Genomic DNA, 23,054 nt, shown 5'->3' on the forward strand with positions numbered 1-23,054 from the left:
AAGCGGCTCGGCACGCTGCAACGCGAGCTGGGCGACTACCCGTATCAGCTGCTCGATGCGCGCGAGGTGCGCGAACGCCTGCCGGAGATCGGGCCGGATGTGATCGGCGCGAGCTACACGCCGATGGACGGGCACGTCAATCCGCTCAAGCTGCTGCGCGCGTTGCATATGGGCATGCAGAGGCGCGGCGTGAAGCTCGTCAACAGCGAGGAAGCGCTGCGCATCGCGCCCGAAAGCGGCGGTTTCGTCGTGCAGGGCAAGCGCGGCACGTATCGCGCGGCGCGCGTCGTGCTGGCTGCGGGCCTCGGCAATCGCGCGCTTGCGCCGCACGTCGGGCTGCATGCGCCTGTCGCGCCGAATCGCGGCCAGGTGCTGATCAGCGAGCGCGTCGCGCCGTTCCTGCACTACCCGACGCTCAACGTCCGTCAAACGGACGAAGGCACCATCCAGTTCGGCGATTCGATGGAAGAGGTCGGCTTCGACGATTTCACGACGACGCCCGTCCTGTCCGATATCGCACGACGCGGCGTGCGCGCATTCCCGTTGCTGAAGAACGTGCGGCTCGTCCGCACCTGGGCCGCACTGCGGGTCTACAGCCCGGACGGCTTTCCGATCTACGACGAGTCCGCGCGTCATCCGGGCGCATTCGTCGTCACGTGCCATAGCGGCGTGACGCTCGCCGCGGCGCACGCGCTGCGCGTCGCGCCGTGGATCGCCGGTGCCGCGATGCCTGACGAAATTCCCGCTTTCTCGGGCAGCCGATTCACGGAATCCGCTGCTCTCATTCCCGCTCACTGAACCCGCCATGACTTCCACACCGCTACCGCTATTCAAGGCCCTGCCATGCGCCGATGCGTCCGTCGACATCTGGTTTAACGATCAGCCGCTGCGCGTGCCGGGCAGCCGGTCGGTGGCCGCGGCGCTGCTTGCCGCCGGCATTGCGCGCTTTCGCGCGACGCCCGTCTCTGGCGCGCCGCGCGCGCCGTACTGCATGATGGGTGCGTGCTTCGAGTGTCTCGTCGAGATCGATGGCGTGCCGAGCCGGCAAAGCTGCATGGTGACCGTGCGCGATGGAATGCGCATCCGTTCGCAGGAAGGCGCGCGCGACCTGCCGCCCATCCCTGCATCACTGGAGGATGCTCATGGCCGCTGAATACGAAGCAGGACTCGTGTCCGGCTTTGCCGCCGAAGCCGTCGATGTCGTGGTGGTCGGCGCCGGTCCCGCCGGCATGAGCGCGGCGACGCGCGCGGCGCGCGCGGGGCTGTCCGTCGTGCTGCTCGATGAGCAGGATGCCGTAGGCGGGCAGATCTATCACGCGATCGGCCGCGCCGATGGGCGCCGCAAGGAGATTCTCGGCCCCGACTACGCCGCGGGCGCCGCCGTCGCCGACGCGTTCGCACGCTCCGGAGCGCGGCATGTCGCGCATGCGTCGGTGTGGCAGGTCACGGGCGAGCGTTCCGTGCATTACCTCAAGGACGGCAAGGTCGGCAGCTTCGACGCGCGGCGCGTGATTCTCGCGACAGGCGCGCTCGAGCGTCCGTTCCCGATTCCCGGCTGGACGCTGACAGGCGTGCTGACGGCGGGCGCCGCGCAAATCCTGTTGAAAAGCGCGGGCGAAGTGCCCACTGAGGCGCCGGTGCTGGCGGGCTGCGGGCCGCTGCTGTATCTGCTCGGCTGGCAGTACGTGCGCGCCGGCGTGCCGATCCGCGCGCTTGTCGATACGACGCGTCACGAGGACCGCTGGCGAGCGAAAAAGCACCTGCTGTCCGCGCTGCGAGCGTGGCCGTTTCTGAGCAAGGGCTTGCAACTGATCCGCACGCTGCGCGATGCCGGCGTGCCCATCCACGAAGCCGCCGACGATCTGCGTATCGAGTCGACGAAGGACAGCGATGGCGTCGAGCGCGCCGCCGCGCTGTGCTTCACGTCGCAGGGACGCGCGCACCGTATCGAAGCCAAGGTAATCCTGCTGCATCAGGGCGTCGTGCCGAACACGCAGTTCACGCTCTCGTTGCGCGCGCAACACCACTGGGACACAGCACAGCTGTGCTTCGCGCCTTCCGCCGATGCATGGGGCGAGCTCGACGTGCCCGGCATCTTCATCGCGGGCGACGGCGGCGGGATCGGCGGCGCGCTGGCAGCGGCCGAACAGGGTGCGTTGAGCGCGCTGCAGGCCGCGTGCCAGCTGGGCGCAATCGATGCCGCCACGCGCGATCGCGAAGCCGCGCCGCATCGCCGTGCGCTCGCGCAGGTGCTGCGCATCCGTCCGTTCCTGGACAGCCTGTACCGTCCGCGCGACGCGAACCGCATTCCGCACGACGACGTGATCGTCTGCCGCTGCGAGGAAGTGACGGCGGGTGACGTGCGCGGCTTTGTCGAGTTGGGCTGCCTTGGCCCGAACCAGGCGAAATCGTTTGGACGCTGCGGCATGGGACCGTGCCAGGGGCGCATGTGCGGCCTGACTGTCACCGAAATCATCGCGAATGCCCGCAAGGTTTCGCCGGACGAAGTGGGCTACTACCGCATCCGTCCGCCGATCAAGCCGCTCACACTCGGAGAACTCGCCGGTGAATGACACCGCCATGTCCACCTCCGGCGCGCCGCGCGAAGCCGATGTCCTCGTGATCGGCGGCGGCCTGCACGGGTCGAGCAGCGCGTTCCATATGGCAGTGCGCGGCGCAAAAGTGATCGTGCTCGAAGCCGACTACGTCGGGCGGCATTCGTCGGGCGTCAACGCCGGCGGCGTGCGCACGCTCGGGCGGCCGCTGCCTGAAATTCCGCTTGCGCTGATGTCGCGTGAAATCTGGCACACGTTGCGCGACACGATTGCCGACGACGGCGGCTTCGTGCCTTCCGGGCAACTGAAGATCGCGGAAACGGACGCCGAGCTCGACGAATGTCGCGCGCGCGTCGCGCTGCTCGAAGCACACGGCTTCACGCACGAGAAGCTGATCGATCGCGCCACCGTGCGCGAACTCGAGCCTGCGCTTGCGCCGCACGTGACGGGTGGCATCTGGGTCGAGCGCGACGGCTACGCGTTGCCCTATAAAACGACGACGGCCTTCCGGCTCGCCGCGCAACAACACGGCGCACAGTTCTTCGAAGTCACGAGCGCCCGCCGCATCGAGCAGCGCGGCACGCGTTGGTTCGCGCATACGCCGCGCGGCCTGTTCAGCGCGGAGAAGCTCGTGATCACGGCGGGTGCATGGGCGGGCCAGCTCGCCGAGCAGGTCGGAGAGCGCGTGCCTGTTCACCCCGAAGGCCTGATGCTGATGGTCACGCATCGCGTCGCGCCGTTCTGCCGCGCGACGCTCGGCGCAACGGGGCGTCCGCTGTCGTTCAAGCAGTTCGACAACGGGACGGTCGTGATTGGCGGCAAGCTGATCGGCATTGCCGACCTGGCTGGGCGGCATGGCGAAGTCGACTTCGCACGCCTTGTTCGCAGCGCAAATACCGTTGTCGACCTGTTTCCGCATTTGCGGCATCTCGGCATCAATCGCGCGTGGGCGGGCGTTGAAGCCTTCACCGACGACTCGCTGCCCGTGATCTCCCCGAGTCGCCGCGCGTCGGATCTCGTCTATTCGTTCGGCTATTGCGGCAGCGGATTCCAGCTTGGGCCCGGATGTGGACGGCTCGTGTCCGAACTCGTGCTCGACGGCGAGGCTTCGTTGCCGCTCGACGCGTTCGCGATCGAGCGCTTCACCGTGCATGACACGTCGGTTCCGGAGGCAAGTGCCATCACACACTGATTCACACGCCCTGCCCGGGCGCGCCTTCCTGCCGCGCGAAACTGCGGCAACCAATCCCTTCGACCATGCAACGGAGCAAACCAGCGTATGTCCGATATCGTGAGAATCGAAACGAATCAACGCATGAGCCGTGTCGTCAAGGCGGCGGGACTCGTGTTCATCGGCGGCCAGACGTCGAACGACAAGACGCCGGACGTGAAGGTGCAAACGGCGAGCGTGCTCGATAAGATCGAGAGCTTCCTAGAGAAAGCAGGCGTCGACAAGTCGCGCCTCGTGTCCGCCCAGGTGTGGCTTGCCAACATCGAGCGCGACTTTGCCGGGATGAACAGCGTGTGGGATGCGTGGATACCGGCCGGCTGCGCGCCGACTTGTGCGACGGTTGAAGCGAGGCTCGCCGCGCCCGAGTTGCTGGTCGAAATTGCGGTTATTGGCCTTGCATAGCGGCGAGCGAAGAACACGTATTACAACGCAGGGAAGTCGACGGTTTCGTACTCGAGTGCGCCGACAAGCTGCTTCAGACATGCTCGACTTTAAGTCGATACGCTACTGATAGCGCAGTTTGGCAAAATTTGCCAAATCGTGCTAAAGTTGTTTCATGACCACGATGAACATTTCCCTGCCGGATTCGCTGAAGGACTACGTCGACGAACAGGTCGGCGAGGGCGGCTACGGCACGAGCAGCGAGTACGTCCGCGAACTGATCCGAAAGGACCAGGATCGCAAGCGTCTGCGCGCGATGATCTTGCAAGGCGCGACGTCAGGCCTCGCAGCCCCTGCCGACGCCGACTACTTCGAATCGTTGCGTGCTCGCGTGCGTACTTCTCGCAAATGACGGCCAAGCCCGTCATCCCGACGCGGCTGGCCAGGCAGGACGTAGAGAACGAGGTAACGCATTACCTTGTAGGCGAAGGCTCGGAGCAGGCAGCGCTCGGATTCATCGCGGAGATCGAGCAGGCATACGAGCGTCTCTCCAGGCACCCCAACATCGGGTCTCCCCGTTACGCGTATGAGCTGGACATACCGGGCCTGCGGTCGTGGCCGCTTGATCGCTATCCGCACCTGATCTTCTACATTGAGCGCAAGGCTCACGTCGAAGTCTGGCGCGTGCTCCATGGCAAGCGTGATATTCCGGCGTGGCTGGAAAGCAACGACGGTGAGATCCATTGACACCGTCCGCACGGCACCAGGCCTGCGAGCAGCCTTCAGTGGCATCGCGGGCTTTTTCAACACGAAATCGGGCATTTGCCGCACGAGCTGGATGCGCGCCTCGCGCAGCTCGTCCGCCGTGGCTGTCGTCAGCCCTTCATCCGCGATGATCGCCGCAAGCGCGTCGCGGGTGTCCGGATCGCGCAGCGGCTTAAGGGATTTAAGGGGCGTCGTCCCTGTCACTACACGGGTTCCTTTTGGTCTGCGCGTGGATGACTGCGCCCGACGTGCCCGCCTGCGAGCAGAAGCGTGCAACGCCAGTACTGCATTCAGGCATCAACGGGCATGAGCATATGAAGGGTGAACCGTTGCCAGGCGCGTACCTGCAAACCGATCTTCGCGCCAGTCTGTTTTTCGATCAAGACGCGTAGTCAAGGTTTGTTACTATGCAACGAATACACCAAACAGGCACGAGAACTGCAATCGGATATCTCGAATGCACCGAACGCATAGAATATATCGGAACGGGCACTCTCTTCATCGCGACCGCCATACGCCAATTACGTTTTTGAGTCGCGCTTCCGACGCGTCGTCCAGTGCACGTCTAAGACGTGCGGCGTAACATACGCGATCTCATGAGGCCGTTCTGGAGCCCATCGATGCAGCATCACTTCGATGCCGTTGTCATTGGCATGGCGCGCGCGATTTTCGCGACATAATGACTGCGGGCATGCCTCATACGACTTTGAGCAGCGCGATGCGGCTATCCGTCGGAGGTAACGGTTGCAGTCTATACATGGCCTCGGGATTGCAGGTCAGGGCGGACCTGCGGGCCTCGATGGAATCTGCCGGGAACGTCCCCATCTCCCACGACGGGCTGAGAGCCGCCTGGACGTCATCGGGTTTGTGTTCCCGTCGGTCCGACCTCGTTCGCCATCACACGTTTTGCCTCACCCTGCGCAAGACTGTGGTTTGACTCAAATGCTCTCGGCTGACTGTGGCCCGCTTGCGCGAGGTCGCGCGCTGACGTGCTGCCGGTCATACGTCTGGCCGTGCGCGAGCAGTGCCCAGGCGGTGCGGGCCATCTTGTTGGCCAGTGCGACGATAACGACGTTCACCGGGCGCCGCTTCAGGAGCTCCTCGACCCACTCGGGGCGCTGTTTCGAACGGGTCACGACGATGCGCGCGCCGTGTATGAACAGCTTGCGCAGATAGGGGTCGCCACGTTTGCTGATGTGGCCCAGGCGGATCTTGCCGCCGCTGCCAGTTTGCGCAGGCACCAGGCCCAGACTGGCAGCAAAGATTCGTCCAGAGCGGAACGCGTCGGGCGAGCCCATCACGCCAACCGTCGCGGTGGCTGTCAAGGGGCCGATACCGTTGATGGTTGCGAGGGTCTGTGCGTCGGGATCGGCTTTCATCCAGTTGAGGTTTTCGCGCTCGGCCTCGGTGATGTCCGTCTCCAGTTGCCGTAGGTGCGCCATCTGGCGCTGCAGGGCGCGCCAGATGAGCGGCGGTACGGTCTGCTCAATCTCGGCGATGCGTGCGCGCAGTTCGTTCATCAGTGCCTTGCGGCCGTAGCGGAAGTGCAGGCCGTATTCGCCGAGCAAGCCGCGGATCTGGTTGACCTGGCGCGTGCGGGTGTCGACGAGTCCGGAGCGGATCCGGTGCAGACTCAGGATGGCCTGCTGCGCTTCGCTCTTGATCGCCACAGTGCGCATACCCGGTTGCTGGGCGGCTGTCCAGATCGCCCGTGCATCTGCTGCATCGGTCTTGTTGGTCTGGACAAAGGGGCGCACGTATTTGGCGTGTAACAGGATGGCCTGGTGCCCGAGGCTGACGATCTTGCGGGCCCACCAGTGAGCACCGCTACATGCCTCCAGTGCCACACGGCCTGGCTCCCGCTTGCCCAGAAAGCGGATCAGCTGGTCGCGGCTGAAGCGGCGGTTGAAGACCTCGCCCGATTCCGGGTCCACCCAGTAAAGCTGGAACACGGACTTTGCAATGTCCAGTCCGTATGTCGTAGCATTCATTTGGGCTCTCCTTACCTCAAGTGACTGGCTGAACTTTCACTTTGACACGTCGATGCCGTTGGTCAAGCGGGAGCCCCGCACCAACCCCCAAGACCCGGTTCAACGGATTTTGAAATCTGGCCACTCAGATATCGACGTCGTCGGGAGAATTTCCGTTAAGGGTTGCGTCGCAGGTTGTCCCACGGGCGGGCGGCGGGTCGCCTCTCTCGACCATGACGACCGCCCGACGGTGGGGCAACCCGCATGGCGGGACTATAGCTCCGGGGCGCAATCCAACCTGCGCGGCGGGGCGCTCAATGCTTCCCGGGAGGGGACGTGTTCATTCCATTTCCCCGCCTTCTGCCTGCGGCTGCCGCGTAAGGCAGGGGAAGGACGGGGGATTCCTTCTACGAGACGGCGACGTCTCGCCGCGAGAATGTTTTCCGTTGCGGTGAAATCGCGATGACGATACGCACCACATCCGAAGCATGCCCATTCCGTTACTCCAAGTCCTTCCAGGTCCTTCGGGCCTGTGCGCCTCTTACAGCAGCAGATCTGGGTTGAATACGCCTCATCGAACCACACGCCAGCGTCATCGCACACAGGGCGGGCCTTCCGGTCTTGTCCTTCGGGCAGTACAGCTCGATCGGCCTTGACCATGGCATGGCACGACGTGAGTGATCTCATCCACCAATTAGCGCTTCGTTGACCGGGTCAGGCCTAAAGATCCAAGCCGGCTAGCGTGTAAGTAGCCGTGTATCGTCCGTGAGATCGAGACCAAGACGTGTGTCGCCGGCTTTAGTGCGGATTCAACCGCCCGATAATGGCGAACGCTTCATACTCACAAGCTCCATCACCTCCTGCCGATCGTCTGTGGATGAGATCGCAATAGTCAGCCATTTCCCGTCAGGGTACCGGACGGCAGTTTCCGTGGTCAGCAAACTCACACTCCCGACTCCATGCCCAATCGCGCCGTCATCCCGTATAAACAGAATAAGGTTCCGCGATCGGCATCCGTTTATCGTCTGATCTCCAACGTTCAAAACGTCAAAAAAAGAAACCTGCTAAGGGGTTATTGCTCGGCTACCCGCCGCCTTTTTCTCGACACGCTCGACCTGTATCAGTTCGTGATTTGATTACTGCACACCCGCTTCATTCTTCACCTTGTGATGCACCTGAAGCCGGTGGCAATCATGGCATGCATACCCCTGATGGTTCGCGTCGCTGTATGTCCATTGCCTTACGGCTCTGCTGTGCTCGTCTATGCCGCGCTGAATGCCTCTTGCTTCGGCGTGGTTACAAGCCGAACCGGGGACCTTGTCGTCATGGTTGTGCCCTTCGTGCTTGGGACGATCCGGCGCGAAGTGTTCAGGTTTGAGATTACCGCTGCCTGGCTTGTAGTGTGGATTGGGAGAATCATAGCCAAGCCCGGTGTACGGCCTTGTCCTTGTCTGCGTCTCACCCTTGTTTTTCGGCGTGAACGCGTATGTATCACCTCCACCATAGCCCAACGGACTTTTTTTCCGATCTCCCGGAATAATCACGTCTTTGTCCATGTCGAATCCAAGATTTCCCAGCCGGTCGTACGCGACCGCCACCTGTGCAGGACTCAGTTTGCCGTTTGATGTGATCGCAATTCGTCCGTCCTTCAGTTCGGTGAGGGCGGTCACGTTGCGTCCATCCGGGTTCGTCCCCTCTCCGCTATGGTAGTAGTCCCATCCGGCCCGATGAATGTCTGCGACGATCTCATTTCCCTGCGCCGCTGTCAGCGTGGGCCGCTTGCGCGGAACATCGCTGTGGTCTTCCTTCGCTTGCTCTTTCGGAGACCCCAGGTCGGGATTCTGTACACCATCCTCCGACGAAGCGGCTGCCTGTCCGTTGCTGTGCAGCCCGCGCACGTCGACCGAAACAAGCGGATTGGGGACATAAGCATAGAGATTGACGCCACCCGCTTGCCCCTTGGGATCCGACTGCAAATACCGCCCAAGCTCCGGACTGTATGATCGGAACCGGTTGTAGTGCAGCCCGATCTCCCGCTCGAGCCAATGCCCCGGCCAGCGCAAGTCGTATTCCAGAGCGTGTCCCGCTTCGACCTGTACGGTCCCATACGCGTCGATAGCTTGCGCGCGCCAGACCACCTGGCGGTCGCTGTCTTCGATCCACTCGGGCAGGCCGGCCTGATTGCAGAAAACGAAGTACGCTCGTCCTGCCTCCGGTGATGCGTGAACACCGGTGTAGTCGATAAACATGAAGGGCAGGAGCGCAATCTCGTTCACGTACACATAGACCCGCAACTCGCCGTTTTGCGCAATTTCAGCGGCAACGCGGTCACCGTCCCAGTAGTATTCAGTGCGTTCAGCGCCCATTGTCTTGCTGACTCGCCGGCACAGTCCATCGTACTTCGCAGTCCATACCTCGTTTCGGTCACTCCAGCTCACCTTTACGAGCAGGTCCAGACTGTTGTAATGCCAGGCAGTGCGAGCGTTGCCGCCCAGTTCTTCGCAGAGGTGATTACGGTCGTTGTAATGAAACGTACCGGAAGACGCCGCCGCAAGACGATTACCCTCGTCGTAGTGCATCCACTCGCGTGCCGGGGTCGACAACAGATTACCGCCGGGATCGTATTTGTAGCGTCGCACACACCACCCGTCCAGAGTTTCGTCAATCAGCCGATGCGCCGCATCGTATTGATACTCGGTCATGCTTTTCGCGCTATCGATTACCCGCCGCAGTTCACCCGTAGCGCTGTACTGATACTGCACCCAGCCGATATCCCTTGCGCCGCCCCCTGTCCAGACAATGCGACCGCTACAACGTCCGGCCTCGTCGAACCCGTAGAGCGCATTGGTTCCATTGCCAAGGCATAGGAAAATCCGCCCATCGGACGCACGATGAACCTTGTGGGAGCCTCCTGCGGGAGGATGAATCCGCACTTCTCCATCGCCCACCGCCTCGTAATGCACCTCGAAACGATCGAGGTACGTCGTCCTCGCGAGCTGACTGCCTGCATAGGCGTGCTCGACGCCGCGGCCATCGCGCTTGTCGACCGTACGGCGATTGAGGGCGTCGCGAGACATGGAGACATCGAACTCGTTCGTCGAGGCCTTTATTAAGTTTGCGCGTGCGTCATATGCGTAGGTGTGTACCTCGCCGCTCGCGCAAATGCGCTTGCTGTACAGACCGTTGTCGCCGACTTCAAACTGCAACAGGACATTTCCCGCGCCGTCCCGCTTCTCGATCACTCGATCACCGGCATCGTAAGCGTACGTCTCCCGCAGCACTCCATGGCGCCTCACGCTGATCACGCGATCCTTGAAGTCATAGGTGTAGGCGCTTTCGTTGCCGTTTGCGTCGACGATCGCTGCAATTCTTCGCTTCGGCGTATACCGGTACCGGACCGTATTGCCCAGTGGATCGGTTTCGCGCTCAAGCAGATTCCATGACGCCACGTTGTAGTAATAGTCGCGTCCGTCCTTGTCACGACGCTGTAGCACGTTTCCGGCCGCGTCATGTCGCTGCCGTTCAGTCCGGCCATATTCGTCAGTGCGGGCAATGACCCGTCCCGCCGCATCGCGCCGCTCGGTCGGTGACGGTTTCGCACCCTCTCTAACGAAGATCGTTGCGGCTCTCCAAGCGATTTCCGGGGGAAGCAATACCGTATCAGCAGCCCGTGTTCGCCCGACGTCGCCCCACTGCAAGTTCAGGGGCGTCTGGGGCGACGTGCGCGCGAGCGGATTCGGCAAGTTGGGTGCGTCGTCCTTGATTGGCCAGACGTTCCCCCAACGATCTATACGGCCGGTGTTTCGTTGGCGTTCGTCGTATATCCATCGCAGCGCGCGGCCACCTGAGTCAAACTCTTTGGTAATGCGCCCATCCAACCCGAGCACGTACTCGGTCGCACCGCCGTAAGGGTCGACGACGCGGGTAATCGTCCCCACTTCGTTGTACATGAGCGTCCACTTGCCGCCATCCGCCTCGGTGATGAACGTCCGCCCCGGGTGGTACTGGAACTGCACATGCCACAGGCCATCCTGCCCCCTGCTTTCTACGCAGCGTCCTCCGGCGTCGTAGCGGTAGAAAAAGGAGTAGCCGTTCGCATCGGTGAGGCGCGCCATACGGCGCTGACCGTCGTATGCGTAGCTCGCCGTCACTTCAAGCGCGTTGCGATGGGTGGTCAGGCAGCCGTTTGCGTCGTAGGCATACCGGGCAATGCGGTTGATGTGGCCATCGACGTCCGTGAGCGCAACTTCGACGATCCGCCCGGACCAGTCGTATCCGAACGCGATTGCGCGCCGGACATGACCGCTCTCATCGGCTTGCGTAATCCTCCCGAGACGACTGTCCTGGCTCCAGTACAGGACGCTATGCCCCTCATCGTGGACATGGCCAACGCAGCGGGCGGACCGGTCCGCTGCCGAGGCACGCTCAAACTCAAGGTCACCCTGCACCTCATGCCGGACGATGAAGCGCTGGCCGTCGAGCTTCTCGATTTCATAGCCCTGGCAGCAGCCGCCATATGTTCCATCCGCCCTTCTGTCGAAGGTGTACTCGGTTCCACGCGGATCGGTGTAAATCGCACGTGTACGCAGCAGTTGCAGTTCATGCTGCCAGGCATGCCGGAATCCGTATCCCAGCACGCCGTCCCGCTCGTGCCAGCCACTGCAGTAGTGGCGGCCCCATCTGAACGGCACGACCTCACCGGTCTCATAGTCCGTGAAATCGTTCTTGACCTCACCAGTGACAGCACTGATCGGCTCACCCCGGAACTCACAAGCCAGCTCCTGCGCCCATTTCGGCAGCTTCGGCCGGACCTTCTTGCCCAAAACATGCTTGAAGCCATGCCACATCATCTGCGAATCGGGCATCGGAAACCCGCCGATCAGCACGGTCGGGTTGCCGTCCATCAGCATGCCCATGCTCGGCTCAATCCCGGGATCCTTGCCCATCAAGTTGCCGAGCAGCATCATCGCAGCGTCCGCGGCGGTCTGCGCGGTCATCATCGCGGCCGCCAACGCCTCGCCTTGCCACGCGTCATCGGCTGCGGTCATCGCACCGGACGCAGGCCCGACAGCCGCATTGCCGACCTTCCACGCCTTGCCCGCCCGTCCCAACCAGCGCGCCCGGCTCGACACCTCGGCGGCCTCGCTCGCGGCTTCTTCGCCTTTCGCCGCGGCACCCTCCGCTTCTTCGCCGGACTTCCCCGCATGCCCCATCGGATTGCAATGCCGCGTCATGTCGATGCCCATGCGCGCGGCGCGCATCCCGCCGATGAACGTATTGCTCGAACCCGTTTGAATGTCGAAATAAGGCGTCAGTCCGCCGCAGGTCGGCGCGATGCCGATGTCCGTCACGCGGGCCGCCGGCATGCCGCCGATCAGCACGCTCAGGCAGCCGCTGCCGATCGTTCCGCCGATGCTCGGCAATGGAAAACCGTCGCTAGGCGGATGGCTGTGTGCGTGCGGCGTGCCGAGATGTGCAGCGCTGATGACCGCAGCCGGCATCCCCGGTATCTTGTCGAGCAGCGGTATCTGTGCGATGCCGGTATTGAGCAACTGCGAAGGCGTACCCTGCAAAGAAGCAAGCGCATTCACGGCCTCGCTGACGTGGTGAAGCGCGCCCCCCTTTGATGAGAATGTTTCCTTGAACGGGTCGTAAATCGACTTGACCGTGTCGAGAAGCGAGTCGCATGACGTGTCGACCCTGGATTCTGATCGCGTCTCGCCACGCGGTGACGAATCGGATGCGCGAATCAACCGGTTTACCGATTCACTCATCGCTGTGCCCGTTCAGAGCCATTATCGCGTGTAGCGGACGCCGCGACTCCACGCTTTCGAGCAACGAAAACCGGATTCTTTTCCAGCTCGTACGCTTTTGCCTCGGTTTTCAAGCCGGCCTTCGCATAAAGCGACACGAGCCGATCGAGAATGTTGCAGCGTTGCCGTTCGCAACCGAACTGCTCGCACAACCCCTTCGCATCCAGCCAGCTCTTTGCGGCTTCGGCCGCCTTGCCGCACGCGAGCAGCGCGACGCCGGCCTTCTCCATCGCCTCGATCTTCGTGTGCACGAGCATCAATCTCCCGGCGGCGCCGCTCGCCAGATCGAAATAGGCCGCCGCCCTCGCATGTTCGCCGAGTGCGTTGCAACAGTTGCCGACCGCCATCAGCGAATTGAGGACGACGAGCAAATTGCGGCTATCGAGCGCCGCCGGCAACGCCCGCACATACCACTCCTGTGCCTCGCGCTGCGATCCCTGGCGCAACGCCACGTCGCCCAGGCCGTGCAGCGCCATTGCGCAGCCCGTCGCATCCTGTCCGGCATGAAACGCGTGGAGCGCGCGGTATTTGCGCTGGGCGTCGGGCAGCCTGCCGTGCGCGAGGTCGATCGCCGCTATCTGCATCAACGCCCCCATCCGCTGCACCATCGGTTGCGCCTCATCGTTTGCAACGTCAACCAGGTTGCGGGTCGCTTTCCCAGACGAGAAATCGACGGGAAGTATCAGTACATGCTCCGCCGTCCTCTCTCGAGCGATCGGAACCAGGCCAGGACGATTTCGGTCGTCACGGATGCAGAAGCGATGCCCCTCCATCCAGTCTTCGAAGCCGTTCAGCGCGAGCAATTGCAGCACCATCTTCGCGAAGCCACCGGCGTCGCCGATCGACGACGGCAACCATGCCCAAATGACTTTCGCGCCTTCCGGTACCAGCGTCCGGACGTGCATGACGGCGTCACGCAACCGTTCCGCGGGCGCGCGCCTCGGGTCGGCGCATGCCAGCGGTAATGGCGGCCACCGCATTTCGCCGCGTTCGACGCGCGCCCGGTTCTCTTCGTCGATCTGATGACCTAGCACTTCCATGCACGTCTGGAGGTACGCGTTGGCCGCATCGCATGGAAACGGAAAGGTCAGGAAGATCGCATCGCCGACACGCTGATCAAGCGACTGCAGCATCTGCAGCACGGGCACGACGTCGTTGTCGGTCATTTCGAGCAGCAGCGTCGGATCGTCGGGCTGCTCGACGAATGCTTCGATTGACGATTCGATGGCGGCGAACTCGCGATGCATGATGATGCGCTTCCTTCTCAGTTCAACCGGACATACCGGCTTCGCACGACGGTGTCCGCTTTCGTCCGAATGTCGACGCCGCCGCGGCCGCCTTCTAGTTCGAGCGTCTGCGCGCTCAGCCGCAGCTTGCCAGCGACTTCGATATTCACGTTCCGATTCAACAATGTTATGACCGGCCCGTCCGGCGATGCTCGCACCTGCAACAGCGGGTAGCCCGACGCATCCGACACCTGCACGCATTTGTCAGGTTCGAGCGCAAGCGCCACGGCCGGCTCGACGACCGGCTCGACCGGCTCGCCGCTGCCTGCCCGCTTCAGCAGGCCGGAGACGAGATACCCGGGCCAGTTCGCCGGCGACTGCAGCAACACGCGATCGCCAATGCGCGGTTTCACGCCATCCACACATTCGAGCCAGCGCTCGCACGTGTTGCCGTCCTGCATCGACCATTTCACGCGAATGCGCCCCATCGCATCGGGATGATGCGTATCCGTCACCTCGCCGACCAGCGTTGCCGATTCGGCACGTTCGGCCGGCGGGGAAGGAATTGGCGACGCGTCGCTTGTGAACAGCCGCCGCAAAGCCTTGACCGTATCCGCTTCAAGCGCGTCGTCGATTGTCATCTGATCCGATTCGTTTTCCATCGAATGTCTCCCGTGCTTCGAGTGAGCCCATGGAACCGGCACACGGCCGTAGCCAGCCGGCCGCCCCGTCGAAATCAGTTGATATGGGCGATCGTCCCCTGGATCGTCACGCCCGAGCCGTCGAGCGTAATCGAGCCTCCACCCGTCGCCAAGACGATCTTCGTCGCGTTGACATTGACGTTGCAGCTGCCCTGGCCGTTGTCGATGTTCACCGTCGGCGCCTGAAGATTGGCCGTTGACTTGCCCGACAGATTGAGATCGTTCTCGCCATAGATCGAGACGCCTTGTGCATAGCCGGCGATACTCACGCCTTTGCCGTATCCGGCGATGCCGACGCCGCCGACCTGGCCCATGATGCCAACCCCGAGATCGCCCGCGCTTCCGCCAATGGAAACGCCGACGTTCTCCTTGTTGATCGATACGCCGCTCTGTCCGGCACCCATATCGATGTAATTGCCCGCACCCATCGATGCGACCTTGGCAACGTCGACGGAATAGTTCCCTGTATTGACTTTCGTCGCATACGACCCTGTGCCGACGACGTGCGTGCTGTTCCCCTCGACGAAAACATCATGCTTGCCGCTCACCACCGCGAGGCTGTGATTGCCTTTCGTAACGGTATGCGCGCTGTCTCCGTCGACAGACACGCTGCGATTTCCAGTCACCCCATGCGTCTCATTCCCCCCGATCTGCGCGATCCGATGCTGCCCGATGTTCACCGTCTCGTTCTGCCCGACGCTGCGTTGCCGGTTGTTCTTCACCTGCATCGTCTCGTCGTTGCCGACCGCATGGGTGTGGTTGTGCCCGACCGACAGCGAATGATCGAGCTCCGTCTCCGCGTCGAAATTGCGTTCCGCGTGCATCCACAGCTGCTCGGCGCCCTTGCGATCTTCGAAACGCAGCGCATTCGCGTGCTCGGTCGTCCCACCGGGCGACGAGCGCGAGAGCAACCCGCTCTGCGTCGCGCTCGCGGGCAGCCCCCATGGCGGCATCCGGTCGGCGTTGTAGACGCGGCCCGTGACGATCGGATGATCGGGATCGCCATTCAGAAAATCGACGATCACTTCATCGCCCACGCGCGGCACCTGAATCCCGCCGAAGCCCCCACCCGCCCATGGCGTCGAGACACGCACCCAGCACGAGGTGTTTTCGTCCCCGCGTCCATAGCGGTCCCAATGGAACTGGAGCTTCACGCGCCCATACTGGTCAGTCCAGATTTCCTCGCCTTGCGGCCCCGTCACGACGGCCGTCTGCGGGCCGCTCGTGTGCGGCCGCGGCGTCGTGCGCCGCGACCGGTACGGCAGGCTCGACGGCTGCGCGAACAGTTGCGTGTCGTGCCGCACCTCGTCGCCGTCATGGCTCGCATAGGCGTTTTCTTCGAAGCGATACTCGCAGCGCGCGATCAGATACTCGCGGTTCTGATCGTCGCGCGGACAGTTCTTCAGCGTGAAGAGATAGCCCGGCGCGGCACCGCGTATATCGGTGTGCCCCGTTGCGCGCTCGTGCTCCGCCTGCAGTTCTTCAAGCCGCACACGGTTGCAGCGCTCGCCATGCGCGTCGTCGCGATAGCCGCCAGGCCATTCGTAGACGGCGAGGCTGTCGTGATCGTGCCCGCGTGGATCGGCCCGCCGCACGGAGAGATCGGCGCGCGGCTTCGTGAAATCGTAGTCGCTGGCCTCATGCCGGCCCGGATTCAGTTCCTTGGCAGGCACCCAGCCGTCGATATGCTCTTCGTCGGCAATCGTCGTGCGGTCCCGTCCGATGTAGGGGATCGTCGCGTAGCCCGGCAACGCACGATGCGAGGCCATCGCGTCGCACAGCACCAGCGTATGCTTGCCGGAGGCATGCTCGAAGTAGTAGTAGATGCCTTCCTGCTCGATCAGCCGAGACACGAAGTCCGCGTCGGTTTCGTTGTACTGCACGCAGTATTCACGTGGCGCGTATTGGTCGCTCAACCGGCTCTCGATCTGAAACCCATAAGGCGCGAGCGTTTCCTGCACGATCTCGGGCACGCTGCGCATCTGGAAGATGCGGCAATCGGCGCGGCGCGTCGCGAGCCACAGCCAAGGCCGCACGACGAGCTCATAACAGTAGTGACGCGCGGCATCGCGCCCGGCCAGCGCTGCGCGCGCCACAAGGCCGTTCAGGTAGCGGGTCGCGCCTGCCTGCTGCTCGATACGCACCGTAACCGACTGCCCGAGCAACGCATGCAGCGACAGGCTGTGGCTGTCAGCGAGCGCCTCGATGCGGAACTCGAACATCCGGCCGAGTTCCTCTTCGCCGCTCAGGCGACGGAACTTCAGGTTGTCGCCGAGCGGACTGTCCAATGTGAATATGCGTGACACGAAAGCCTCTCCCGATCAGGACCGCGCATGGGCTGGCAGATACGGCACACGGCGACGGTCGCATTCGATGATGGCGTGGTCGATCACGACGTCGCCGGCAGGCGCCGTGTCGCGTCGCGTCCCAAGCCACGTGCTGCGGCCGATTCCCTCGCGTGCGCCGAGTGTCAGGGCGGGCACCTGGGTCGCCGCCAGTTCGAGCCGCAGCTCCCACGCGAACTCGCTGCCGATGTATTCGCGCACCCAGCGCGCGACCTGCCGTGCATTCGCGCCTTCGGGCAAGAACGTGCGATAGATATCGAGGGGCATCGGACCCAGTACGATCTGAAAGCGCGACTGGCCGTCGCGCACGGCGCGGCCCAGCACGGCGCCCTCGCCGAGCCGCTGCGTCGGGTGCGTGGCATGCAGCGTGGTGCGCAGCGGCGCATCGATCAGCATCCAATGCACCTTGTGCTCGACGATACGTGCGGACACGCCGAACTCGCGGCGCAGGAACTGCACGAGCCCTTCGGGGTTGCGTGTCTGCCGCATCCAGTGCCCCGCGTGAAAACACTGCGCGTGAGCCGGGCCGCGGCTTCCCGGCGTGCCGCTCGCTCGTCCCATCAGACTCGCCACGTAGCCGTCGAAGCGCGATGCGCCGGGCCGGTCATGACCGGCGACGGGCTGCGCATCGGCCCATGCGCGATAGAACAACAGGATCAACCGATGATGAAACCAGTCCGCGAACGCCCTCATTGCGCGATCGCCATAGGCATGCGCGCGTTCATGCGCATATTCCGTCAGATGATGCGGCAGCGGTCCGTTCGGCCCGAACAGCCCAAAGCCGTGGATCGTCACGCGTGGCACCTCATCCTCATCACGCACGTCGGCAAGCATCGATGCAGCAAATGCAAGCGATGGTTCCTCTCCGAGCCGCACGGGCTCGTCGCCCGGATGCGCTGCACGTCCGAGCGCGACCGCGCCGGAAAGCGCATCGAGCCAGCGCAACGCATCGAACAGATCGTGATGCGCGGGCGCGGCACGCAGCCGGTTCCAAAGCACATCACGTCGTGCATGCGTTCGCGCATCGCGTGGGGCGGCCAGATTCAACGGCGGTTCGCGGCGTGTCATATCGATGGCCTTCGCCCGACACGCGCGGGCCATTGCGCCAGTTCGCCCCGTTGCGACGAATGCAGCGCGAACTCCGTAAAAGCGTTGATCGACGCATGTCGCGCAAAGAACTGCTCGAGCACGGCACCCAGCATGTACGGGCTTTCCCCGGCGAACGCATGATCGTCCACCGTGAGCGTCACGCGCACGCCGCGGCCGAACACGACTGGACCGCGTTCCGGCAGGCGCCGGTAGACGGGCTCGCACGCGAGCCGCCGCAGCGCGCGAGCCTGCCTGCGCATCGCTGCATCGCCGTGCTGCGCGTAGAGCGCCAGCAGCTCGCGCAACCCGCGCGCGCCGTCTTCGTCGTCGATACGCGCGAGTGGCTGGTAGTTCAACCCAAGATGGCTGATCAGCCGCCACACGGCGGCATCATGCGCGAGTGGCGGCTGCGGACGCGAAGGCCCACGCAGCACCTTGGCGCGCGCGATGGGCGCTGAAATTTTCGGCGTGAAATCACTCGTGCCTCCAAGCGGAAGCAGCAGCGGCAAGTCGCGGTTCGTGCACAGCGTATCGGCCGACAGATGCCTCACGCGCTCGTCGAATGGCGCCTGCTTGCGATCGACGAGCGAGACGAACACTTCGGTTCCTGCATAGCTTGTTCGCGCGCCGTTGGCCCGCATCTGCGCCGATGCGACGCGCGGTTCGCGACGCATCGAGTAGTAGGCGGCACTGTCGCCGTCGTAGCCGCCAAACGATGCGTAGAACTGGCTGAACTCGCAATCGCCTGCATCGCCCGTCCGATGCCCGGTGACACGCGTCACCGCATAGATTTCGTGATCGAGGGGTCGCGAGCGGTCTGCCACGAGATGATATTCGTGCGTGCGCGGTGTCACCGGAATGCGGTCGGTGCGCTTCGGAAAGAGATTGATGGCGGGCGTGCAATTGAGCGCGAAATCGCGCATATCGACCCTTGCCGCGAGCGCCGCATCGTCGCGATCGAACAGCAGCGTCAATTCGAACGCGTCGCGATCACATTGCGCGAGCGCGCGGTGTAACCCGCTCACGCTGAAGAACAGGCACCGTGCAGGAAACGCAAAGTATTCCTGCAACAGCCGGTAGCCTTCGAACGTCCGTCCATCATTCGGCAGCATCGCTTGCGACGGACTGAAGCCCTCGTGGGCGACTGCATCCGCATCGAGCATGACCGCGCGCGAGCGGTCGCCCGGCGCATGGACGAGCACGCCCGCGACGTGACGGGTCACCAGTTCGAGCAGCTTCGCCGCCTGAGACTCGGGCCCCGACAGGTGGAAGGTCAACCGATCGAGGGGCAACTCGTTCGCGAGCGCACCGCCCGTCACGTCGATCCGGATGCGCAACGCTGCGCTCGCGCGCGTACGCAGCGAATTGTCCACGGGCAGATCGACGGGCACACCCGTCCTCTCGACCGCGCCTATCGCGATCGGCCACAGCACGAGGTCATGCGCGGTGCGGAACTCGCAGGGCGTCAGTTCGCCGCTCGCCAGCTTTGCCTGCAACGTCGTGCCCGCCGGCATGGCAAAGCCGCGCGCGAGGCTGCCTTCGTTCAGCTCGGGTGTGATCTGCACGATTGCCATGGCCGGCATCGGCGCGAGCGCGTTGGGATAGACCACTTCGAGCAGGCGCTGCGAAAAGCGCGGAAACTCCGCGTCCATCTTCATCTGCACGCGCGCCGTCAGGAAGCAGAAGCCTTCGAGCAGCCGTTCGACGTATGGGTCAGCCACATCGATGCCATGCATTCCGAGCCGTCCCGCAATCTTCGGGAACTGCTGCGCGAACTCGCCGCCGAGATGCCGCATGTAGCTCAGCTCGCGGTTGTAGTAGTCGAGAAACCGCTCATCCATGCGCCACGCTCCCGCGTTCGCGCAGCGACACGACGCCCGATTCGAGATCGAGATCCGACAGCAGAAGAATCTCGAGCGGATACGGTACCGACCAGAGCGTCGCGTGAATCTCGAGCGTCAGCCGGTTCTGGTGATGCATCGCACGCGGGTCCGTGACGCATCGCACGTCGATGCTGCCGGGCAAGAAGCGCGGCTCGAAGCGCACGATCGCCTCGCGAACCCACGCTTCGAGGCCGGCGAGATCGATGCCGGACATGTGCATGCCCGCCAGCGCCCGCATGCCGTAGTTGATCACCGAGTTCGCCGCCTCGGGATGCGCGGCGCCATCGATCGCATCCTGGAGATTCGCGCAGTTGAAGAGCCAGCCGAGATCGCGCAGCACGGCAGCGCGCAACCTCCGTTCGTCGATCCATCGCGCAGGCGGTGCTTCCGCGCGCTCGTGCGGCGCGGCGTCGGTGAGCCTGTCGAGCAACGCGGGCTGTAGCCTGTCGCGCGCGCCCCGCCGTCCCCGCTCGAACGCGGACACGGGTGGTCCGTCATCTGTTTCGCTGATCATTGCGCTCTCCGCCTACATTTCCTTGTTCTTCTTGATGTCCCAGCCCATCGTCACCTCCGCGCCCTTGCCACCGTTGGCGTTCTGCTCCCAGTACTGCTTCTTCACGCGCGCGGCCTGGAACGCGTAGTTCATCAGCAGCCTGTCGGCCGTATCGCCGGGATCGGTGCCTGCGACCTGCGCTGACGTGACGAGCACCTCTTCGAGCGTCACGCGCGAAAACTCGATCTGCGTGCCGCCCGTCTTGCATGACGAGATCTCAACCTTGTCGAGATGCTTGCCGCTCGCGCAGCACTTGAGTATCGCGGGCGCCGCCTTGTCCATGTAGGCGACCACGACGAGGTCGCTGAAGCTCGCCTTGCCCGTGCCGCCTCCACCGCCTACGGCCATCGCGGCAGGCTGGCTCGCCCCCCACGAGAACGACTGGATATCGCTCCATCCCTGATGCTGGTCGTCCGCCGATTCGCCCGTCGTGCCGTCGACCTTCATGAACATTGCCACTGCCATGCCTTCCTCCGTTTTGAATTGATCGCCTTTGCATCAGCGGTCGGCCGTCTTGACGGACGGCAGCTTCGCGACGAGCCGCAACGACACTGTCAGCCCTTCGAGCTGATAGTGCGGACGCAGAAAGAACTTCGCCGCGTAGTAACCGGGGTTGTCCTCGATTTCGTCGACGACGACCTGCGCCGCGGCAAGCGGCTTGCGCGCCTTGTTCTCTTGCGATGAATTGACAGGATCGCCGTCGACGTAATTCATGATCCAGTCGTTCATCCATCGCTCCATGTCGTCGCGCTCATGGAATGAACCGATCTTGTCGCGCACGATGCATTTGAGGTAATGCGCGAAGCGGCAGCATGCGAACAGATACGGCAGGCGTCCTGAGAGCCGCGCGTTCGCGGTCGCATCCGGGTCGTGATATTCAGCGCTTCTGAAAAGCGACTGCGCGCCGATGAATGCCGCAACGTCGGTGTTCTTCCGGTGCACGAGCGGCATCAGTCCGTTTTTCGCGAGTTCCGCTTCACGCCGGTCGCTGATCGCGATTTCCGTCGGGCATTTCATGTCGATGCCACCGTCGTCGGTCGGAAACGTATGGCATGGCAGATTCTCGACGGTACCGCCCGATTCGACGCCGCGAATCGACGAACACCATCCGTAGAGCTTGAACGAACGGTTGATATTCGCGGCCATTGCATAGGCCGCATTCGCCCATGTATAGCGGTCGTGCTGCGCACCCTCGGTGTCTTCCTCAAAGTCGAATTCGTCGACGGGATCGGTGCGCGCGCCATACGGCAGTCGCGCGAGAAAGCGAGGCATCGCGAGGCCGACGTAGCGTGCGTCGTCCGATTCGCGCAGACCGCGCCAGGTCGCATACTCGGTGTTCTGGAAGATCTTCGTCAGATCGCGTGGGTCCGACAGTTGCTGCCACGACTCCATCTGCATCAAACCAGGCGACACGCCGCTGATGAACGGCGCATGCGCGGCCGCCGCAATCTTCGAGAGCTCGCCCAGCATTTCGACGTCGGGCGGCGAATGGTCGAAGTAATAGTCGCCGACGAGGCAGCCGAACGGTTCGCCACCCAGTTGACCGTACTCGTCCTCATAGACACGCTTGAATAGCGGGCTCTGGTCCCAGGCGACGCCCTTGTGACGCTTCAGCATTCGCGCGACTTCGCACTTGCTCGCGGACATGACGCGAACCTTCAGCAACTCGTCGGTCTCCGTGTGGTTCACGAGATAGTGCAGCCCTCGCCAGGCGCCTTCGAGTCGCTGATACTCGGGATGGTGAAGAATTGCGTTGATCTGCTCGCTGAGCTTTTCGTCGATTGCGCCGATCAGTTGCGCGATCGCGTCGTATGCATCGGTGGACATCGTCACCGAATGCTCGAGCGCCTGATGCGCGAGCGTGCGCACCGCGCGCTGCACGGCGCCGCGCGCCTGTTCCGTCGTGGGCCGGATCTCTCTGTCGAGCAGCACCGCGAATCGCTCGTCCGTCAGCGTCGCTTCGACGACCTGCGTCGACGTCTGTGCATCTCTATTCATGGCTGTCTCCTTCGAGACGCGGCAGGTCGCCCGCATCCGTGCCCGCCAGCGCCGCGAGCAGATCGGGATTGGCGAGCGCACGCGCGATCAGTTCTTCCGCGCCACGTTTGCCGTCGATATACGACAGCAGGTTCGCGAGTTCCGTGCGCGCTTCGAGCAGCCGACGCAGCGGCTCCACGTTGCGCGCGAGCGCAGTTGGCCCGAAGTCGTCGATGCTCTGGAACGCGACATCGACCTTCAGTTGGCCGTCGCCGGAGAGCGTGTTATCCACTTCGAGCGACAACGCCGGCGCGAGCGCTTTCATGCGTTCGTCGAACGTGTCGATGTCGATTTCCATGAATCTGCGTTCCGCGAGATCCGGCAACGGCGTCGCGCGATGGCCCGTCAGATCCGCGAGCACGCCCATCACGAACGGCAACTGCACCTTCTGCTGCGCGCCGTACAGCTCGACGTCGTATTCGATCTGAACGCGAGGCGCCCGATTGCGCGCGATCAGTTTTTGTCCACTCGATAAAGTATGCTGACGTGACATTCGCTCCTGCTC

At 63.3% G+C, this 23,054-nt stretch carries 18 protein-coding genes and 1 pseudogene; 7 read left to right on the forward strand and 12 right to left on the reverse strand.

Features of this window, described 5'->3' with window-relative positions; genetic code table 11:
- The 7 genes from BN2476_RS47635 to BN2476_RS39710 all read left to right on the forward strand — a co-directional run.
- On the forward strand, positions 1 to 798 hold a 798-nt coding region (locus tag BN2476_RS47635; RefSeq protein ID WP_235851166.1), incomplete at its 5' end, for an NAD(P)/FAD-dependent oxidoreductase.
- A gap of 7 nt (positions 799 to 805) precedes the next feature.
- Positions 806 to 1,153, forward strand: a complete 348-nt coding sequence (locus BN2476_RS39685) for a (2Fe-2S)-binding protein (RefSeq protein ID WP_087739633.1) — start codon at positions 806 to 808, stop codon at positions 1,151 to 1,153.
- Positions 1,143 to 2,573, forward strand: a complete 1,431-nt coding sequence (locus BN2476_RS39690) for an FAD-dependent oxidoreductase (RefSeq protein WP_087739634.1) — start codon at positions 1,143 to 1,145, stop codon at positions 2,571 to 2,573. Before BN2476_RS39685 ends, BN2476_RS39690 begins: the two co-directional genes overlap by 11 nt.
- A gap of 7 nt (positions 2,574 to 2,580) precedes the next feature.
- On the forward strand, positions 2,581 to 3,747 hold the full coding sequence (locus BN2476_RS39695; protein ID WP_438942942.1) for an NAD(P)/FAD-dependent oxidoreductase: 1,167 nt from the start codon (positions 2,581 to 2,583) through the stop codon (positions 3,745 to 3,747).
- An 87-nt stretch (positions 3,748 to 3,834) separates the two neighbouring features.
- On the forward strand, positions 3,835 to 4,188 hold the full coding sequence (locus BN2476_RS39700; RefSeq protein WP_087739636.1) for a RidA family protein: 354 nt from the start codon (positions 3,835 to 3,837) through the stop codon (positions 4,186 to 4,188).
- 154 nt (positions 4,189 to 4,342) lie between these two features.
- A complete protein-coding gene (locus BN2476_RS39705; RefSeq protein ID WP_087739637.1) occupies positions 4,343 to 4,579 on the forward strand; it encodes a type II toxin-antitoxin system ParD family antitoxin in 237 nt (78 codons plus the stop codon).
- Positions 4,576 to 4,914 (forward strand): type II toxin-antitoxin system RelE/ParE family toxin, encoded by a 339-nt coding sequence (locus tag BN2476_RS39710; RefSeq protein ID WP_087739638.1) that lies wholly within the window; start codon positions 4,576 to 4,578, stop codon positions 4,912 to 4,914. The genes BN2476_RS39705 and BN2476_RS39710 overlap by 4 nt, the downstream gene beginning before the upstream one ends.
- Before the next feature lie 39 nt (positions 4,915 to 4,953).
- Here BN2476_RS39710 and BN2476_RS50025 read toward each other — a convergent pair.
- From BN2476_RS50025 to tssB, 12 genes and pseudogenes are all read right to left on the reverse strand, one after another.
- Positions 4,954 to 5,100 (reverse strand): annotated as a pseudogene (locus tag BN2476_RS50025) (response regulator); the annotation flags it as partial.
- A 770-nt stretch (positions 5,101 to 5,870) separates the two neighbouring features.
- Positions 5,871 to 6,923 carry an IS110 family RNA-guided transposase gene (locus BN2476_RS39725; protein ID WP_087739640.1) on the reverse strand — a complete coding sequence of 351 codons (1,053 nt, stop codon included), beginning with the start codon at positions 6,921 to 6,923 and terminating at the stop codon, positions 5,871 to 5,873.
- A gap of 1,115 nt (positions 6,924 to 8,038) precedes the next feature.
- Positions 8,039 to 12,676 carry an RHS repeat-associated core domain-containing protein gene (locus tag BN2476_RS39735; RefSeq protein WP_087739642.1) on the reverse strand — a complete coding sequence of 1,546 codons (4,638 nt, stop codon included), beginning with the start codon at positions 12,674 to 12,676 and terminating at the stop codon, positions 8,039 to 8,041.
- Complete coding sequence (locus BN2476_RS39740) at positions 12,673 to 13,962, reverse strand: tetratricopeptide repeat protein (RefSeq protein ID WP_087739643.1); 1,290 nt, start codon at positions 13,960 to 13,962, stop codon at positions 12,673 to 12,675. The genes BN2476_RS39735 and BN2476_RS39740 overlap by 4 nt, the downstream gene beginning before the upstream one ends.
- 17 nt (positions 13,963 to 13,979) lie before the next feature.
- Positions 13,980 to 14,603: a hypothetical protein gene (locus tag BN2476_RS39745; RefSeq protein ID WP_087739644.1), complete on the reverse strand. Its 624-nt coding sequence runs from the start codon at positions 14,601 to 14,603 to the stop codon at positions 13,980 to 13,982.
- Between the two features lie 74 nt (positions 14,604 to 14,677).
- On the reverse strand, positions 14,678 to 16,948 hold the full coding sequence (locus BN2476_RS39750; RefSeq protein ID WP_087739645.1) for a type VI secretion system Vgr family protein: 2,271 nt from the start codon (positions 16,946 to 16,948) through the stop codon (positions 14,678 to 14,680).
- Between the two features lie 15 nt (positions 16,949 to 16,963).
- Positions 16,964 to 18,088, reverse strand: a complete 1,125-nt coding sequence (tssG, locus tag BN2476_RS39755) for a type VI secretion system baseplate subunit TssG (RefSeq protein WP_087739646.1) — start codon at positions 18,086 to 18,088, stop codon at positions 16,964 to 16,966.
- Entirely contained in the window at positions 18,052 to 19,917 is a 1,866-nt protein-coding gene (tssF, locus tag BN2476_RS39760; RefSeq protein WP_087739647.1) for a type VI secretion system baseplate subunit TssF, read from the reverse strand. The genes tssG and tssF overlap by 37 nt, the downstream gene beginning before the upstream one ends.
- The gene (gene tssE, locus BN2476_RS39765) at positions 19,910 to 20,473 is read right to left on the reverse strand and encodes a type VI secretion system baseplate subunit TssE (protein ID WP_087739648.1); all 564 of its coding nucleotides are present in this window, start codon (positions 20,471 to 20,473) and stop codon (positions 19,910 to 19,912) included. The genes tssF and tssE overlap by 8 nt, the downstream gene beginning before the upstream one ends.
- Before the next feature lie 12 nt (positions 20,474 to 20,485).
- On the reverse strand, positions 20,486 to 20,977 hold the full coding sequence (locus tag BN2476_RS39770; RefSeq protein ID WP_087739649.1) for an Hcp family type VI secretion system effector: 492 nt from the start codon (positions 20,975 to 20,977) through the stop codon (positions 20,486 to 20,488).
- Between the two features lie 33 nt (positions 20,978 to 21,010).
- Positions 21,011 to 22,510, reverse strand: coding sequence for a type VI secretion system contractile sheath large subunit (gene tssC / locus BN2476_RS39775; RefSeq protein ID WP_087739650.1), 1,500 nt, complete (start codon positions 22,508 to 22,510; stop codon positions 21,011 to 21,013).
- Positions 22,503 to 23,042 (reverse strand): type VI secretion system contractile sheath small subunit, encoded by a 540-nt coding sequence (gene tssB, locus BN2476_RS39780; protein ID WP_087739668.1) that lies wholly within the window; start codon positions 23,040 to 23,042, stop codon positions 22,503 to 22,505. Before tssB ends, tssC begins: the two co-directional genes overlap by 8 nt.
- Between the last annotated feature and the right edge of the window lie 12 nt (positions 23,043 to 23,054).

The sequence above is a fragment of the Paraburkholderia piptadeniae genome, assembly GCF_900007165.1.
Taxonomy (GTDB): Bacteria; Pseudomonadota; Gammaproteobacteria; order Burkholderiales; family Burkholderiaceae; genus Paraburkholderia; species Paraburkholderia piptadeniae.